The 14,526-nt window shown below is 64.6% G+C and carries 13 protein-coding genes; 7 read left to right on the top strand and 6 right to left on the bottom strand.

Annotation, left to right across the window (positions count from 1 at the left end):
- Nucleotides 1–63: 63 nt before the first annotated feature.
- Together GA566_RS25050 and GA566_RS25045 are read left to right on the top strand one after the other, a co-directional pair.
- Nucleotides 64–921, top strand: coding sequence for a LysR substrate-binding domain-containing protein (locus GA566_RS25050; RefSeq protein WP_160474749.1), 858 nt, complete (start codon nt 64–66; stop codon nt 919–921).
- Nucleotides 922–1,151: 230 nt separating this feature from the next.
- Nucleotides 1,152–1,946, top strand: coding sequence for a flagellar brake protein (locus tag GA566_RS25045; protein ID WP_137927595.1), 795 nt, complete (start codon nt 1,152–1,154; stop codon nt 1,944–1,946).
- A gap of 42 nt (nt 1,947–1,988) precedes the next feature.
- On the opposite strand, the gene GA566_RS25040 is transcribed toward GA566_RS25045, so the two are convergent.
- Entirely contained in the window at nt 1,989–2,837 is an 849-nt protein-coding gene (locus tag GA566_RS25040) for an IclR family transcriptional regulator C-terminal domain-containing protein (protein ID WP_137927603.1), read from the bottom strand.
- 244 nt (nt 2,838–3,081) lie between these two features.
- Nucleotides 3,082–5,421, bottom strand: coding sequence for a patatin-like phospholipase family protein (locus GA566_RS25035; RefSeq protein ID WP_237380643.1), 2,340 nt, complete (start codon nt 5,419–5,421; stop codon nt 3,082–3,084).
- 215 nt (nt 5,422–5,636) lie between these two features.
- On the opposite strand from GA566_RS25035, the gene GA566_RS25030 reads away from it, so the two are divergent.
- Nucleotides 5,637–5,834 (top strand): oxidoreductase-like domain-containing protein, encoded by a 198-nt coding sequence (locus GA566_RS25030; RefSeq protein WP_370459351.1) that lies wholly within the window; start codon nt 5,637–5,639, stop codon nt 5,832–5,834.
- Nucleotides 5,831–6,670, top strand: a complete 840-nt coding sequence (locus tag GA566_RS25025; RefSeq protein WP_137927596.1) for an NAD-dependent protein deacetylase — start codon at nt 5,831–5,833, stop codon at nt 6,668–6,670. Before GA566_RS25030 ends, GA566_RS25025 begins: the two co-directional genes overlap by 4 nt.
- Nucleotides 6,671–6,676: 6 nt before the next feature.
- Here the strand turns inward: GA566_RS25025 and GA566_RS25020 are convergent, their stop codons facing one another.
- The 3 genes from GA566_RS25020 to GA566_RS25010 all read right to left on the bottom strand — a co-directional run bounded on the left by GA566_RS25020 (nt 6,677) and on the right by GA566_RS25010 (nt 8,031).
- Nucleotides 6,677–7,240 carry a DUF1439 domain-containing protein gene (locus GA566_RS25020; RefSeq protein WP_202126866.1) on the bottom strand — a complete coding sequence of 188 codons (564 nt, stop codon included), beginning with the start codon at nt 7,238–7,240 and terminating at the stop codon, nt 6,677–6,679.
- A 92-nt stretch (nt 7,241–7,332) separates the two neighbouring features.
- Nucleotides 7,333–7,536 carry a SlyX family protein gene (locus GA566_RS25015; RefSeq protein WP_160474330.1) on the bottom strand — a complete coding sequence of 68 codons (204 nt, stop codon included), beginning with the start codon at nt 7,534–7,536 and terminating at the stop codon, nt 7,333–7,335.
- 69 nt (nt 7,537–7,605) lie between these two features.
- Nucleotides 7,606–8,031, bottom strand: coding sequence for a VOC family protein (locus tag GA566_RS25010; RefSeq protein ID WP_137927599.1), 426 nt, complete (start codon nt 8,029–8,031; stop codon nt 7,606–7,608).
- A gap of 253 nt (nt 8,032–8,284) precedes the next feature.
- Between GA566_RS25010 and argG the strand changes: the two genes are divergently transcribed.
- From argG to GA566_RS24995, 3 genes are all read left to right on the top strand, one after another.
- Nucleotides 8,285–9,610 (top strand): argininosuccinate synthase, encoded by a 1,326-nt coding sequence (gene argG / locus GA566_RS25005; RefSeq protein ID WP_137928174.1) that lies wholly within the window; start codon nt 8,285–8,287, stop codon nt 9,608–9,610.
- 134 nt (nt 9,611–9,744) lie between these two features.
- Nucleotides 9,745–10,770 (top strand): aldo/keto reductase, encoded by a 1,026-nt coding sequence (locus tag GA566_RS25000; protein WP_160474329.1) that lies wholly within the window; start codon nt 9,745–9,747, stop codon nt 10,768–10,770.
- Nucleotides 10,771–11,022: 252 nt separating this feature from the next.
- Nucleotides 11,023–14,175, top strand: coding sequence for a transglycosylase domain-containing protein (locus GA566_RS24995; protein ID WP_237380641.1), 3,153 nt, complete (start codon nt 11,023–11,025; stop codon nt 14,173–14,175).
- On the opposite strand, the gene GA566_RS24990 is transcribed toward GA566_RS24995, so the two are convergent.
- Nucleotides 14,140–14,391: a GlsB/YeaQ/YmgE family stress response membrane protein gene (locus tag GA566_RS24990; RefSeq protein ID WP_137928176.1), complete on the bottom strand. Its 252-nt coding sequence runs from the start codon at nt 14,389–14,391 to the stop codon at nt 14,140–14,142. The genes GA566_RS24995 and GA566_RS24990 overlap by 36 nt on opposite strands.
- Nucleotides 14,392–14,526 lie beyond the last annotated feature (135 nt).

Genomic DNA, 14,526 nt, shown 5'->3' with positions numbered 1-14,526 from the left:
TACGCAAAGCGATATATACTCGCCGGATTCCGTGAGAAAAACTGACTGATTGGCATGACTGCGATGCACTGGCTGGGATGGATTCGCTTCTTCGAGGCCGCTGCGCGCCATCAGAACTTCGCGCGGGCCGCCGAGGAACTCCACCTGACGCACGGCGCGATCAGCCGCCAGATTCGCCAACTGGAGGAGGCCCTAGGCGTTGAGCTGTTCGAGCGCCGCAACCGGGCGGTCTTCCTGACGGACGCGGGCCGGACGCTGCACGAGGCGGCCACGCAGTCCATGGAGTTGCTGGCCACCACCGTGGAAAAGATTCGTGCGCCTGCCCCGGCTGCCGCGCTGGTGCTGTCCTGCGAGCCCACCATCGCCATGCGCTGGCTGATTCCCCGCCTCGGCGGATTCTCCGCTGCGCATCCGGATATCCCGCTACATCTGATGGCAGCGGGCGGGTCGGTGGATTTCGCCACCAGCGGCATCGATGTTGCACTGCGGCGTAACGATTTCCCCTTCGATCCCCGCTGGCATACGCGCGAATTGCTGCCGGAAAAAGTGGGGCCGGTCTGTCGTCCGGATCAGGCGGATGTCCCGCCCGCCCAGATGGTCAGGTTGCACACGCGCACGCGGCCTGACGCCTGGCAGCGCTGGGCGCGGAGTGCCGAGGGGCACCTCGCACAGCCGAACCGGTTGAACGACGTCTGGTACGAGCACTTTTACCTGAGCCTGCAGGCTGCCGCCGCAGGCCAGGGCTGGGCGGTGGCGTCCGAGCTGATGGTGACCGACGAACTGGCCGATGGGCGGCTGGTGGCGCCGGCTGGCTTCGTGGCCGATGGCTCGGCCTATCATCTGATTTCGCCAGTACCATTTGCCCGCGATGCCCGCCGCCGGGCGTTGCTCGAATGGCTGCGTGGCGAGCTTGCCGTCTAGCCTTGCACGTAGTGGTTTTTCGGCGCGGAAAGCGTAGCGGAAGCTACCCCTCGGAAGTCTGTCGCTAAAGTTGCGTATTATTTTGCCGAAGGCCTTCCCATGAGCTTGCGCCTCTAAGAGGGCGCGCTTACCATGCGGCGCTGGCCGCCCGACCCTATATCAGCGAGTTGCGTCGTTCACCCCAATCCAGGTCGCCGGCGACGTAACCACCATTTGAAGTGCGTATTTCCATGAGTCTTCAAGATCCCCGCGGGCCGCAGGCAGGCCAATTCCCATCCCAGGCCGAGGGCGAGCCGGACGATCATGGCTCGACGCATTCGGACGAGCGCTATCGGCTGACGCACAGCTCGCAGATCGGCACCGTGCTGCGCGACATGGCCTGGCAGAAGTGCCTGCTGAACGTGCGTTCCAGGAAGGGGTCGGAAATCGTGACGTCGATCCTGCACGTGGACCCGGCCAACCGGACCTTCATCTTCGACTGGTGCCGCGTCGATGGCGACCGCCAGGCGCTGATGTCGTCAGAGCAGAACGCGTTTTCGGGTCTGCTGCGCGGGGTGCCGGTGAATTTCACCATCGGCGCTCCCGGTGCCACGCGCTTCGAAGGCGGCCCGGCATTCATCGCGGACTTCCCGGAAAAGCTTTATCACTTCCAGCGCCGCCGTCATTTCCGCGCGCGCACCCTGCTGACCAAGGGTTATCGCTGCGAGATCCAGTTGCCGGACTCAGCCGACAAGACCGCGCTGCAACTCGATATCGCCGACCTTTCGCTGTCGGGCGTGGGGTTGCGCTCCCGTGCGGTGGGTGCCGACAAGCTGCCGGTGGGCACCACCATCAAGCGATGCCGGCTCGATTTCGGGGAACTGGGGCGTCTGGAAGTGGATATGCAGGTGGTGGGCCACTGGCTGGTGGGTTTCGATGACAACACCGTCCACCACTACGGCTGCGCCTTCCTGAACCCGGATGGCCGCATGGAAAACTTCCTGCAGCGCCTGGTGTTCCAGCTGGAACTGGCGCACCGGGGCTAGTACCGAGGCAAATACCGGGGCCAGACGCCCCGGCTCGGGACCTCAGGTGCCGACGAGCTTGCCGATCGCGGTTGCCGCCTCGCGCATGGGACTGAGCAGCCGCGCGATCATTTCCGATTCCGACACCTTGTTGGCCTTCACGCTCACGCTGATGGCCGCCACGACCGCGCCCGCCTGCGAGCGCACCGGCACCGCAATCGCGCGGAGGCCGGGCTCGAGTTCCTCGTCGATCAACACATAGTCAAGTTCACGCGCGCGCTGGAATGCGGTTTCCAGCTCCGGCCGCGACACCTTGGTCAGCAGTGTGCGCGGGCGCAGTTCGGCGTGTTCGAAAAACGCTTCGAGCACGGCGTCCGGCTGGTGGGCCAGCAACAGACGGCCCGTGGAGGTGCAGTAGGCCGGCAGCCGGCTACCCATGCCCAGCGCATGGGTCAGCACTCGCTGCACCTCCGAGCGCACCAGATAGAGGATGTCGATGCCGTCGAGAATGGCCAGCGCCGACGTTTCGTGCACGCGGTTGCTGAGCGTATCCAGGATCGGCTGGGCCAGCGACACCAGCGAGGTCGACGAGAAATACGCATGCCCCAGATGCAGCACGCGCGGACGCAGCGCAAAGTGTCCGTCCTGCTGGCTCACATAGCCAAGCTGCTCCAGCGTATAGAGACAGCGGCGCACGGAGGCGCGCGACAACTGCGTGCGCTGCGCGACCTGCGAAATGGTGAGCGGGCGCTTACGCTCGGAGAATGCCTCGAGCACTGTCAGACCCCGGGCCAGCGACAGCATGAAATTGGGATCGCCCGCGAAGCTGTTGAGGATGTCGGCCGGCGGGTGGGCGGCGCGTACGGTATCGGCCTGGGCCGGCTTGAGCGTGATGGGGCTGGGGGCGTCCATGAAGGCGGTAGGGGGCGTTGGGGCGTTGCGCGTTCGATAATCGCGCATCTTAACGCTCCGGCTCCACAAAGGCGAACTCCGGACAAAAAAATATCGCCGCTCGGGGCGGCGATTGGGCAAGGGGGTTGTCAGCCAGGGGTCGTGGCGACCCGCCAAGTATAGAGATGTGCACAGAGACATTACATACAACTTCGGTGGGGTAACGAGTGGTGTACTTATCGAACGCAATCCTTGCCCGGCTGCCTCACGGTTTGCCCAGGAAAAGGTAGATCGCGTACTGGCCGGCGGCCGCGCGTCCATAGGCCAGATAGAGCGGACCCACGGGGCTATCCACGCCCAGGAAGATCGATCCCGATTTGAGCAGGCCGGTCGGGCTGCCTGGCACCAGCGGCGCCCCGACGCGGCCGGCTTCGAACGATGCGCCGGCATAGACGCCGTCCAGGAAGGTCTGGTGGACGAGCTTGTTGTAATAGACCAGCCGCGCGAACTGCAGGTTGCCGCCAATTAGTTGTCCGGTGCTGTAGCCCGATTGCTGCAGGAAGCCGCCCCACTGGAACAGGTCGTAGCGCGGCAGCCCCGGCCCGCCGAGATTGCTGCCAGCCCGTACTCCCACGCTGAGTGTGTGGTTGCCGACCGAATACGCGCCCGAGGCGTTGAATTCACCCTTCGTGTAGGTATTGGTGGCACCCATGCCCGCTTGGGAGGAATAGATGTTCAGCACGCCCCCATACCCGTAGCGCGGGAAGTGGGTGTTGTCGAGCTGGTCCAGGAGCAGGCGGCCGGTGATTGCACGACGGTCCACGCTGCTGGCGGTGGCTGGCGTCAGTGTTTCCGGTCCGGTGGAGAGCGACACGTTCTGATGCCCGATCACCACGCCCAGCCGCGCCTCGCCGTACTTGGTGAACTGGCTGCCGATATCGAACCCGAAATCGGTGCGGCGCAGGTCGTACTCGGCAATCTTCGAATCGCCGCTGAACACGTTCACGGGCCGGCGCTCCAGTTCGATGCGGGGCGCCACGAAGAAAAACTGGCGCGTATCGAGCGGCTGGTAGAACTCGCTGACCAGGCTCGACGTCTGCCCTACCTGCACGTCCGTGCGCCATTCCGCGCCAAGCTGGTTGAGCCACGTGCGGCGGTAGCTGGCCAGCAGGTTGAAGTAGGCGTTGCCACGGAAATCCGAACTCAGGCCCAACCCGAAGCGCAGATAGTCGGGGCCGTAGGTTTTCTCGATGGCATCCACGGCCATGATGCGTTTGCCGGGTTCTTCCAGGAAACGATAGTTCACATGCTCGAAATCGCCCGTGCCGAACAGGCGCCGCATGTCGCGGTCCAGCGTGGCCTGCGTGATTGGCTGGCCCGGCTTGGTTTCCATGGTGGCTGCCGCGAAGGCTGGGTTAACGCGTTCGAGCGGCGCGAAGCGGATTTCATCGACGGGCGCCGGATTGCTGGGCGGCAGCGCGCGCTGGGCGGTACGCAGCGCGGCGTACTGCTCAGGCGGCAGGGAGAGTGCCGATAGCCGCTCTGCCTGGCGCTGCGCGGCGGCCTCGCCAATCGGAATGGTCTTCAGCAGGTGATTGAAGTCGCCGGCAGAGAAATCGCCGAGTTCGGGCAGGATCAGGATGTCGGTGGGCTGCAGCGACGCCAGCGACGTGCGCACGTTCTGCTCGGTCAGGATGTTGAGCATCTGCCCGGTCACGCCGATAAGCGACGTCAATTCCTCTCGCTTCATCAGCGGGGTGCCCAGGTTCACGGCGATGACGATATCGGCACCCATCTTGCGCGCCACGTCTACGGGCAGGTTGTCCGTCAGGCCGCCATCGACCAGCAGCTTGCCCTGGTATTCGGTGGGCGCCACGGCGCCGGGCACCGACATGCTGGCGCGCATGACGTTGGCCAGTTCGCCCTGGCTGAACACGACGGGTGTGCCGGCCACCAGGTCCGTGGCCACTGCGCGGTAAGGAATCGGCAGGTCGTCGAAATCGCGGTAGCCCGGCGCATTGGCCAGTTGCCGCAGCACGGTTTCCAACTGCACGCCCGACACCACGCCTTTCGGCAGCAACAGACCGTCCGCGCGCACGCCGATCTCGGGTGTGACGAGGTTGGTGTGGTCCTCGATCTTGCGGCGGATCGCCAGGTCCTGGCGCGGTGGCCTTTCCTTGAACAGCGATTCCGTGCTGAGTCCGCCAACCAGTTTCTCCATATTGGCCGTGCTCATGCCGGTGGCATACGCCCCGCCCACCAGGGAGCCCATGCTCGTCCCGGCGATGCAGTCTACCGGCACCCGTAGTGCCTCCAGCACCTTGAGCACGCCGATGTGCGCCGCGCCACGGGCGCCGCCGCCGGACAGCACCAGACAGACCTTGGGCCGGCCCGGTGGCGGCGGCACGGTGGATGGCACGGGCTTGGCCGGATCGGCGGGCGTCAGCGGTGACGGAGCGACAGGTGCGGGGTTTGGCGGGGGCAGCAACTGGCCGCCCGCCTCCGAGGCCGCGGCGGCGGGCATGGCGGCAGCCATCATCGCCAGGCAGGCAAGCATGCGCGCAGCCCGGTGCAGGATGGAAAGGACACGTGAAGCTGGGACCATGGCTCGATGCAGTCCACCGGTATTCGACTCCGCGCAACACTAGCAGCAGTGCCGTGTGCCGCGCCGTGCCGACAAAACAATTCATCACGGGCATGGATTCCTGCATAACAGAGTTTGATCGGGGCCACATTGGCCCAAGGTCCCGGTCCGGCCTGCCGGGACCGCAATGACGCGCGCGGCATATACTGGCGCGGTACTCTTTTTTCTGCCGCATCGTGTCTGCTGACGACTCCTTTTCCCTTCCCGATGACCCCAAGCCGTTGCCACCAGACCGTCCCGGCGACAACGAGTGCTGCCAGAGCGGCTGCGATCCCTGCGTGTTCGATTTCTACAACGACGAGATGGAGCGCTATCGGCAGGAACTCAGGGCCTGGGAAGCACGGCAGGCCGGACGCGTGAAGATCGACTCGTGAGCGACACCGCGCCCCCGGCATTGCTCGATTTTGTGCGGCAGCACCGCCGCCTGTTCGTGCTGACCGGCGCCGGCATCAGTACCGATTCGGGCATCCCCGGTTATCGCGACGAGGAGGGCCGCTGGCAGCGTTCCGCGCCGATGACGATCAGCAAGTTCATGAGCGGCCACGCCGCGCGGCAACGCTACTGGGCGCGCAGCTTGCTGGGATGGCCCGTGGCGGCCTCGGCCATTCCCAATGTGAGCCATCGCGTAGTGGCGCAGCTTCAGCACGCCGGGCGCGTGTCGGCGCTGGTCACGCAGAACGTGGACGGCCTGCACCAGCGCGCTGGCAGCCATCATGTGATCGAACTTCACGGCAGCATCGGCCATGTCATCTGCCTGTCATGCGCCACGCGCTATGCACGGGCAGACTTGCAGCGCTGGCTGTGGCAACACAATCCCGAGTTCCATGACATCACGGCGCTGCCTGCCGCCGATGGGGATGCGCATCTGGAGTCGCCGCTGTTCGACAACTTTACGGTGCCAGTGTGCGAACGCTGCGAAGGCGTGCTTAAGCCGGATGTGGTGTTCTTCGGCGAATCGGTCCCGCGCGAGCGGGTGGACGCGGGTCGTGCGGCGCTCGACGAATCCGATGCGGTGCTGGTCATCGGCTCATCGCTGACCGTCTTTTCGGGCTACCGTTTCTGCCTCTGGGCGAAGGAGCGCGGGTTGCCGCTTGCGGCACTCAACCTAGGCACCACGCGCGCCGATCCGCTGCTGGCACTCAAGGTGTCGGCGCCCATCGGGCCAACGCTGGCCGTGTTGGGTGGAGAGCTTGGCCTCGATGCCGGCTGACGGGCCTCATTTCAAGTTCAACTGCACCCGTACTTCCTCTGGCGCCACGGTAATCGCGCCCGGCACCACTTCCTTGCCATTGAAGCGGAGTTCGTCCGGCTTGAAGGTGTGGAGCGGATAGTCCTTGAGTAACTGCTCGGCCACCACGGCGCCGATGGCATTGAGTTGCTGGCCATATTGCGCCATGCCCTGTACCTGCACATCCTGGACAGTGGGTTTGTCGAGCAGCACGGCGCGTTGCGTGGCGTCGTACCGCACGCCGCTGTTCAGCGACATCGTGCCGTTGACCGGCGGCGTGGGCAGCACCGTGTTCGTCATGACCGCATCCACCTGCGTGGTGACGCGGTTTGCCGTCGGGTCGAGTACGAGGCGGGGGTGCGACAGCTTCACGCTGACCAGTTCGCCGTAACGCAGCGTGGCGGGGAACCTCTTCTCCACGGCGCTCTGCAGTTCGGCCTTGCTGAAGGTGTATTCGCCGGTCCAGACGTTGTAGCCAGCGTGGGCACTCAGCGAAGCGATGGCGAGCAAGGTGGCGGCGAGTCGCCGTGCGGTCGTGGCGGTCAGGGGCATGGCGCTCCGGAGCAGGTGATCGATCACCGTCTGACAGACAGCGCGCGGCGATCGTTCCGGCATGTGATCCAGACGTTCCAATGCTTCAGCGTTCAGTAGTGCGGAGGGATTTCGTGCTGCGGACCGGCTTCGGCGGCGCTCGATGCACTGGTGCGGACCTGCTGGTAGAGCGCGCGGAACTGGGCCTGCAGCAGATCGATCTGCTGCTGTTGTCGCGCGACGGTCAGGTTCAGGGTCTCGATCAGGTCCTCCTGGAAGGCGACCTTGATTTCGAGATCGGTCAGGCGGGATTCCATCAGCGTTTCTCCGGTTGGCCGCGCATTGTACGGGATGCGGCCAACCGGGCCGATGGATGGTCGCGCGGGTCAGGCCTTGTAGACCAGCACCATCCAGGTAATGCCGAACTTGTCGACCACCATGCCAAAGCGCTCGCTGAAGAACGTCTTGTCGGCCGGCATCATGACCTTGCCGCCCTGCGACAGTGCCTGCATCGTGCGATCCACCTCGGCGGCATCCACGGCGTTGTAGGCCAGCGAGAAGCCCTTGAAGTCCGTCTGGCCCTTGCACTCGCCATCGGAACCCATGATGACCGTATCGCCGATCTTCAGCGCCATGTGCATCACCTTGTCACCGTTCTGCGCCGCAGGTGTGCAGCCTTCGCCGGCTCCCGGAGGCGCGTCCTTGAAACGCATCAACCCTTGCACCTGGGCGCCAATGGCGGTCTTGTAGAACTCGGCCGCTTCTTCCGCGCGACCGTCAAAAAACAGGTACGACTCGATCTTCGAAGACATCGACAACTCTCCTTGGGGTGGGTCCCGGGGGTCGGGAGGTGTGCTGGACCGGCGTTTGTGTACGCCGTCCACAAAAGACTAGTCGAGGGTCCCGGGCATGTCCACATATATTTTGGACCGCCGCCGGTTTGGCGCTGGCGCCGCGACATGTCACAATTCACGGTTACGAGTTTCGGGCGCCGGACCGGCTCGCCGCACGATCGATCGATGCGGGGGCGCCCCAAGAGCCGACAAATTCACCTGGTTTCTGGCGATGACTACCATCCTGCAGCACATTCCTTCCGGCCAGCGCGTCGGAATCGCCTTCTCGGGCGGACTCGACACCAGCGCCGCGCTTCTCTGGATGCGCCAGAAAGGCGCCATTCCCTACGCCTACACGGCCAACCTGGGCCAGCCGGACGAGCCGGACTACGACGACATCCCGCGCCGTGCCATGGCTTACGGTGCCGAGGCTGCCCGCCTGGTGGACTGCCGCACGCAACTGGTGGCCGAAGGTATCGCCGCGCTGCAATGCGGTGCGTTCCATATCTCCACCGCTGGCGTGACGTACTTCAACACCACGCCTATTGGCCGCGCCGTGACCGGCACGATGCTGGTGGCCGCGATGAAGGAAGACGGCGTCAACATCTGGGGCGATGGCAGCACGTTCAAGGGCAATGACATCGAGCGCTTCTACCGCTACGGCTTGCTGACCAACCCGGGCCTGCAAATCTACAAGCCGTGGCTGGATCAGCAGTTCATCGACGAACTGGGCGGCCGCACGGAGATGTCCGAGTTCATGCGCCAGAACGGCCATGACTACAAGATGTCGTCGGAAAAGGCGTACTCGACCGATTCCAACATGCTCGGCGCCACGCACGAGGCCAAGGACCTGGAACACCTGAACTCCGGTATCCGCATCGTCCAGCCGATCATGGGCGTGCAGTTCTGGCGCGATGAAGTGGAAGTGAAGCGCGAGGAAGTGACCGTGCGCTTCGAGGAAGGCCAGCCGGTGGCGCTGAACGGCAAGACGTTCGCCAACGCCGTGGACCTGTTCATGGAAGCCAATGTCATCGGTGGCCGCCATGGCCTGGGCATGAGCGACCAGATCGAGAACCGCATCATCGAAGCCAAGAGCCGCGGCATTTACGAAGCCCCGGGCCTGGCGCTGCTGTTCATCGCCTACGAACGCCTGATCACCGGTATCCACAACGAAGACACGATCGAGCAGTACCGCGACAACGGCCGCCGCCTGGGTCGCCTGCTGTACCAGGGCCGCTGGTTCGATCCGCAGGCCATCATGCTGCGCGAAACCGCCCAGCGCTGGGTGGCTGGTGCCATCACCGGCGAAGTGACCATCGAACTGCGTCGTGGCAACGACTACTCGATCCTGAACACGACTTCGGACAACCTGACCTACAAGCCGGAACGGCTGACGATGGAAAAGGGCGAGTCGATGTTCACGCCGCTGGATCGTATCGGCCAACTGACGATGCGCACGCTGGACATCGTCGATACGCGCGAAAAGCTGCAGACGTATGCCAAGACCGGCCTGCTGTCGACGCAGACCAGCGCCGCGCTGCCGAAGCTCGAAGACTGAGCGGCATCGGCCTGAAACAAGAAACCGGCACGAGCGATCGTGCCGGTTTTTTTTCGTCCTGCGCAAGCCAGTGGCGTGCCAGCACGCATCGCCGCATCGCGGCACAATGCTGGCTCAGTCAAACGGGGATCACCATGCCAGATTTCGCGATGCAGTACCGCCGCCTCGGCGCCAGCAACCTGAACGTCTCCACCCTGTGCCTGGGCACGATGATGTTCGGGGACCAGACCGATGACGCCGAAGCCGGCCGCATCGTCGATAGCGCCCGCGCGCACGGTGTCAATTTCATCGACACAGCCGATGTCTACACGAAAGGCGCATCCGAGGAGATGGTGGGCCGCTTGCTGAAGGGCGACCGGGCCGACTGGGTGTTGGCCACCAAGCTGGGCAACGTCATGGGCAAGGGACCGAACCAGCAGCACTACTCGCGCACGTGGATCATGCGCGAAGTGGAAGACAGCCTGCGCCGCCTGGCCACGGACTATGTGGACATCCTCTACCTGCATCGCGATTTTGCTGGCGCCAACCTCGAGGAGCCCGTGCGCGCGATGGGCGACCTGATCTGCGCGGGCAAGATCCGTTACTGGGCCGTCTCCAATTTCCGGGGCTGGCGCATCGCCGAGATCGCCGGGTTGTGCGACAAGCTCGGCGTGCCGCGTCCGGTGGCCTGCCAGCCGTATTACAACCTGCTGAACCGCATGCCCGAGGTGGAGATCCTGCCCGCGTGCCAGCATTTCGGCCTGGGCGTGGTGCCCTACAGCCCGATTGCGCGCGGCGTGCTCACCGGGAAATACTTGCCCGGCCAGGCGCCCGCCGAAGGCACGCGCGCGGGACGTGCCGACCGTCGCATGATGGAAACCGAATTCCGCGAGGAGTCGCTGGTGATCGCCCAGACGCTGAAGGCCCATGCGGAAGCGCGCGGCCTGAGCGCAGGCCAGTTCGCGACGGCCTGGGTACTGGCGAATCCCATCATCAGCTCGGTGATCGCGGGGCCGCGTACGCTTGCGCAGTTCGAGGACTATTTTGGTGCAGTCGGGGCGGCCATCTCGGCGCAGGAAGAGACGATGGTCGATGACCTCGTGCCGCGCGGGCATGCGTCCACGCACGGCTATAGCGATCCGAACTACCCGTTCGGTGGCCGGCCTGTGCAGGACGCGTAACGATGACAAACCGGTGCGACATTTACACGCGGTGTTGACACCGCAAGTGTGACGCCCGGTCGGCCTGAGCCGCACCTGTTGCGCGGATGCCCACGCGGGTATGTTTGAATGCGTGCGGCAGCCAACTTCTCCCCCACAAACGGCTGCCGATACGCGTAATATAAAAACACGCGGCGGCTGTTGGATGACGGTCGCCGGACGTGGGCTTGGAGTCGGCGACGCCTGCCGAAACGGCGGGGCCGGCGCAACCGGATGCGAAACGTGTCACGTCGTGGCTGGATTCTCGCAGGGATGGCGGTGGTCGTATGCGGTGGTGCTTACATCGTCGTGAGCGTCGTCGCTAGCGAGGCTCGCACCTCCCAATGGCAGGCTCGCTACATGAGCCGGCTGGGCAGCACGTTGACGTACGAAATCCAGCCCGGCGCCAGCGACAGCATCCGCTATCCCCACTCCGGGCCCTACGACCTGCGGCTCGGCTATGAACGGCTGGGCGAGTTTGGCGAACGCTTGCTGAGAGAGGGGTACCTCACGATCTCGCAGTCGCGCATGTCGCCCGATATGGTGCGGTTGATGGAGCAAGGTATCTTCCCGCCCTATCGCGAGAAGAGCCAGGCCGGCCTGCTGGTGCGGGATTGCAACGCGATGACCATGTCGCAAGACCGCTTCCCGCAACGGCAGTATGACGATTTCGAGGCCATCCCCAAGGTGCTGGTGACCTCGCTGCTGTTCGTCGAGAATCAGAACCTTCTCAATCCCGAATACCCGATGATGAATCCGGCGCTGGACTGGCGCCGGCTGTCGCGTGCAGTGCTCGACCAGGGCATCCGGCTGGCGGACCGCAGCCATGGCACGCCAGGCGGCAGCACGCTGGCCACGCAGATCGAGAAATACCGCCATTCGCCGGAGGGCAAGACGCAGTCGATTCCCGACAAGCTACGGCAGATGACCTCCGCTTCACTGCGCGCCTATCGCGATGGACCTGACACGCTGCGGGCACGCGAGAACATCGTCGTCGACTATCTCAATACCGTGCCGATGTCTGCACGGGCCGGCCACGGTGAGATCGACGGGTTGGGCGACGCGCTCTACGTCTGGTATGGCGAGGACTTTGCGGAGATCAACGGGCTGTTGCGCAGCATGGACCCGCGCAACCCCACGCCGCGCCAGGCACAGGCGTACAAGCGCGCGTTGTCGCTGATCATCTCGCAGCGGCGGCCCTCGTACCATCTGCGTCGCGACGATACCAACCTCGATGCCCTGACGGCCAGCTATCTGCGCCTGTTGGCCTCGGCCAATGCGATCACGTCCGAACTGCGCGACGCGGCGCTGGCGCAATCGCTGGACAAGGCGCCGCCGCCGCCACGGCCGCAGCCAGAGCCATGGGTCACCCGCAAGGCCATCAACCAGGTGCGCAACGATGTCTCGCGGCTGCTCCATGTCGATAGCCGCTATGACCTGGATCGCCTCGACCTGACGGTCGACAGCACGATCAATCGCGAGGCGCAGCGCGTGGTGACGGAAACGCTGCAACGCATCCGCAACAAGGACGACGCGCGGCAGATGGGTCTCTACGGCAAGAACCTGCTGCGTGATGGCGATGACCCGTCGCGGCTCGTGGCCAGCTTCACATTGTTCGAACGGTCGGGCAATGCCAGCGTGGTGCGCGTGCAGGCCGACAACGTGGACAAGCCTTTCGATATCAACAATGGCGCGCGCATCAATCTGGGGTCGACGGCCAAGCTGCGCACGATGGTGACGTACCTCGAAGTCATCAACGAGATCTACGATCGCTACAAGGATGCGAGCCGCGCCGAGCTGACCGCGCTGCAGGTGCCGCGCCAGGATGCGCTGACCCGCTGGACCGTGGATTACCTGATCAAGGCGAAGACGCCCGCCGAGCGCGAGCGCAAGGCCGTGCTCGATGCCGCGATGGAACGCAAGTACTCGGGCAATGCCGGGGAAGCCTTCTTCACCGGCGGTGGCATGCAGGCGTTCACGAACTTCGAGAAATGGGAAGGCGAGCGGCAGATGACGGTGCGCGTGGCGTTCCAGCACTCCGTCAACCTGGTGTTCATCCGCATGATGCGCGACATCGTGCGTTACGAGGTCTGGCAGGCGCACCCCGATGCGTCGCAGATCTTCGAGGATCGCGACGAGCCTCGCCGCCGCGCCTACCTTGTGCAGTTCGCCAACGAGGAAGGCTCGGCCTTCATGACCACGTTCTGGCAACGCTACCGGGGCAAGACCGACGCGCAGCGCATCGACACACTGCTTGATCGCGTGAAATTGCCCACGGCAAGGCTGGCGGCGGTGCGGTTGTCCGTGACGCTGCTCAGCGCGCGTCCCGATACGGATTTCGATACCTTCGCCCGTACGCTGCGCGCGCGCATGCCCAAGCAGATGCCGAAGTTGTCGGATGAGGATTTGCAGGCCCTGTTTGTGAAGTACGGCCACGACAAGTTCAGTCTCAACGATCGCGGTTACCTGTCGCGCATCCACCCGCTCGAACTGTGGATGGTGGAATACCTCGGCAAGCATCCCGATGCGACGCTCAAGGAAATCCTGCAAGCCAGCGAGCCTGATCGCCAGGCCGTGTATGCGTGGCTGTTCAAGACGCGCAGCAAGCTGGGCCAGGATGCGCGCATCCGCACGCTGCTGGAGCGCGAGGCGTTCGGCAAGATTGCGGTGCGGTGGCAGCGGCTCGGCTATCCGTTCGATTCGCTGACCCCGTCGTATGCCACGGCGGTGGGCGCATCGGGCGACCGGCCCGCGGCACTGGCCGAGTTGGCTGGCATCCTCCTCGGCAATGGGGTGGATGCACAACCGTCTGCCGTCCGCACGCTGGCCTTCGCGAGCAACACGCCGTATGCCACCACCTACGGCCTGCATCCGCAACCGGGCAAGCCGCTGGTCGCGCCAGAGATCGCCGTGCTTGTGCGGCGGTCGATGCTGGACGTGGTGCAGGCGGGCACGGCCAAGTCGATCAACGGGGCGTTCGTGCCCGTGAATCGCAAGGGACAGCCGCAAGGCGCGCCGCTGGCGGTGGGCGGCAAGACAGGAACAGGCGACCAGCGTTATCAGACCTATGGGTCGGGCGGGCGCGTGATTGCGTCGCGCGCGGTGAACCGGTCAGCGACGTTCGTGTTTGTCATTGGGGAGCGCTACTTCGGCACGGTGACCGTGCATGTGGGAGAACCCTACGCGGCACGCTACGTGTTCACGAGTGCGATTGCCGTGCGTGTACTGCGGGCGCTGGCGCCGCAGATCACGGCCATGGCGGCACCGGGCAGCGAAGCCACGCTGCTGCGCTGCCGCGACACGGCCGCGCCGACCCTGACGGTGCTCAATGCCCCGTCAGGAGCCGCCGTATCAACGCTTGCGCCGCACAGCGTCGTAGATGAATAGCAGCACCAGCGCGCCAATGATCGAAGCAATCCAGCCCACGGCCTCGCCCGGTTGGTAGAACCCCATCGCGCGGCCCACGTAGCCAGCCGCCAGCGCGCCGAGTACACCGAGCAGGATGGTCATGATCCAGCCCATCTTGTCGTCGCCGGGCTTGATGGCCCGTGCGATGAGTCCGACGATCAACCCCACGAGAATCGTGCCGAGAAATGCCATCATGATGCGCTCCTTGCTGGCCGAAAAAAGGACGAAGACGGAACAAAGACTGACGACACGATCATGCCATGCCAGGCTGCCGGCAGCGTGTCGGCGGCGATCTGAAAATTTTCAGATCGCCGCTTGAACGCGGTCAAG

The organism is Cupriavidus sp. SW-Y-13 (assembly GCF_009793345.1).
In the GTDB taxonomy this organism is placed as follows: Bacteria; Pseudomonadota; Gammaproteobacteria; order Burkholderiales; family Burkholderiaceae; genus Cupriavidus.
The sequence above is the reverse complement of the archived record's forward strand: the minus strand, read 5'-3'. Positions and strand labels throughout refer to the sequence as shown.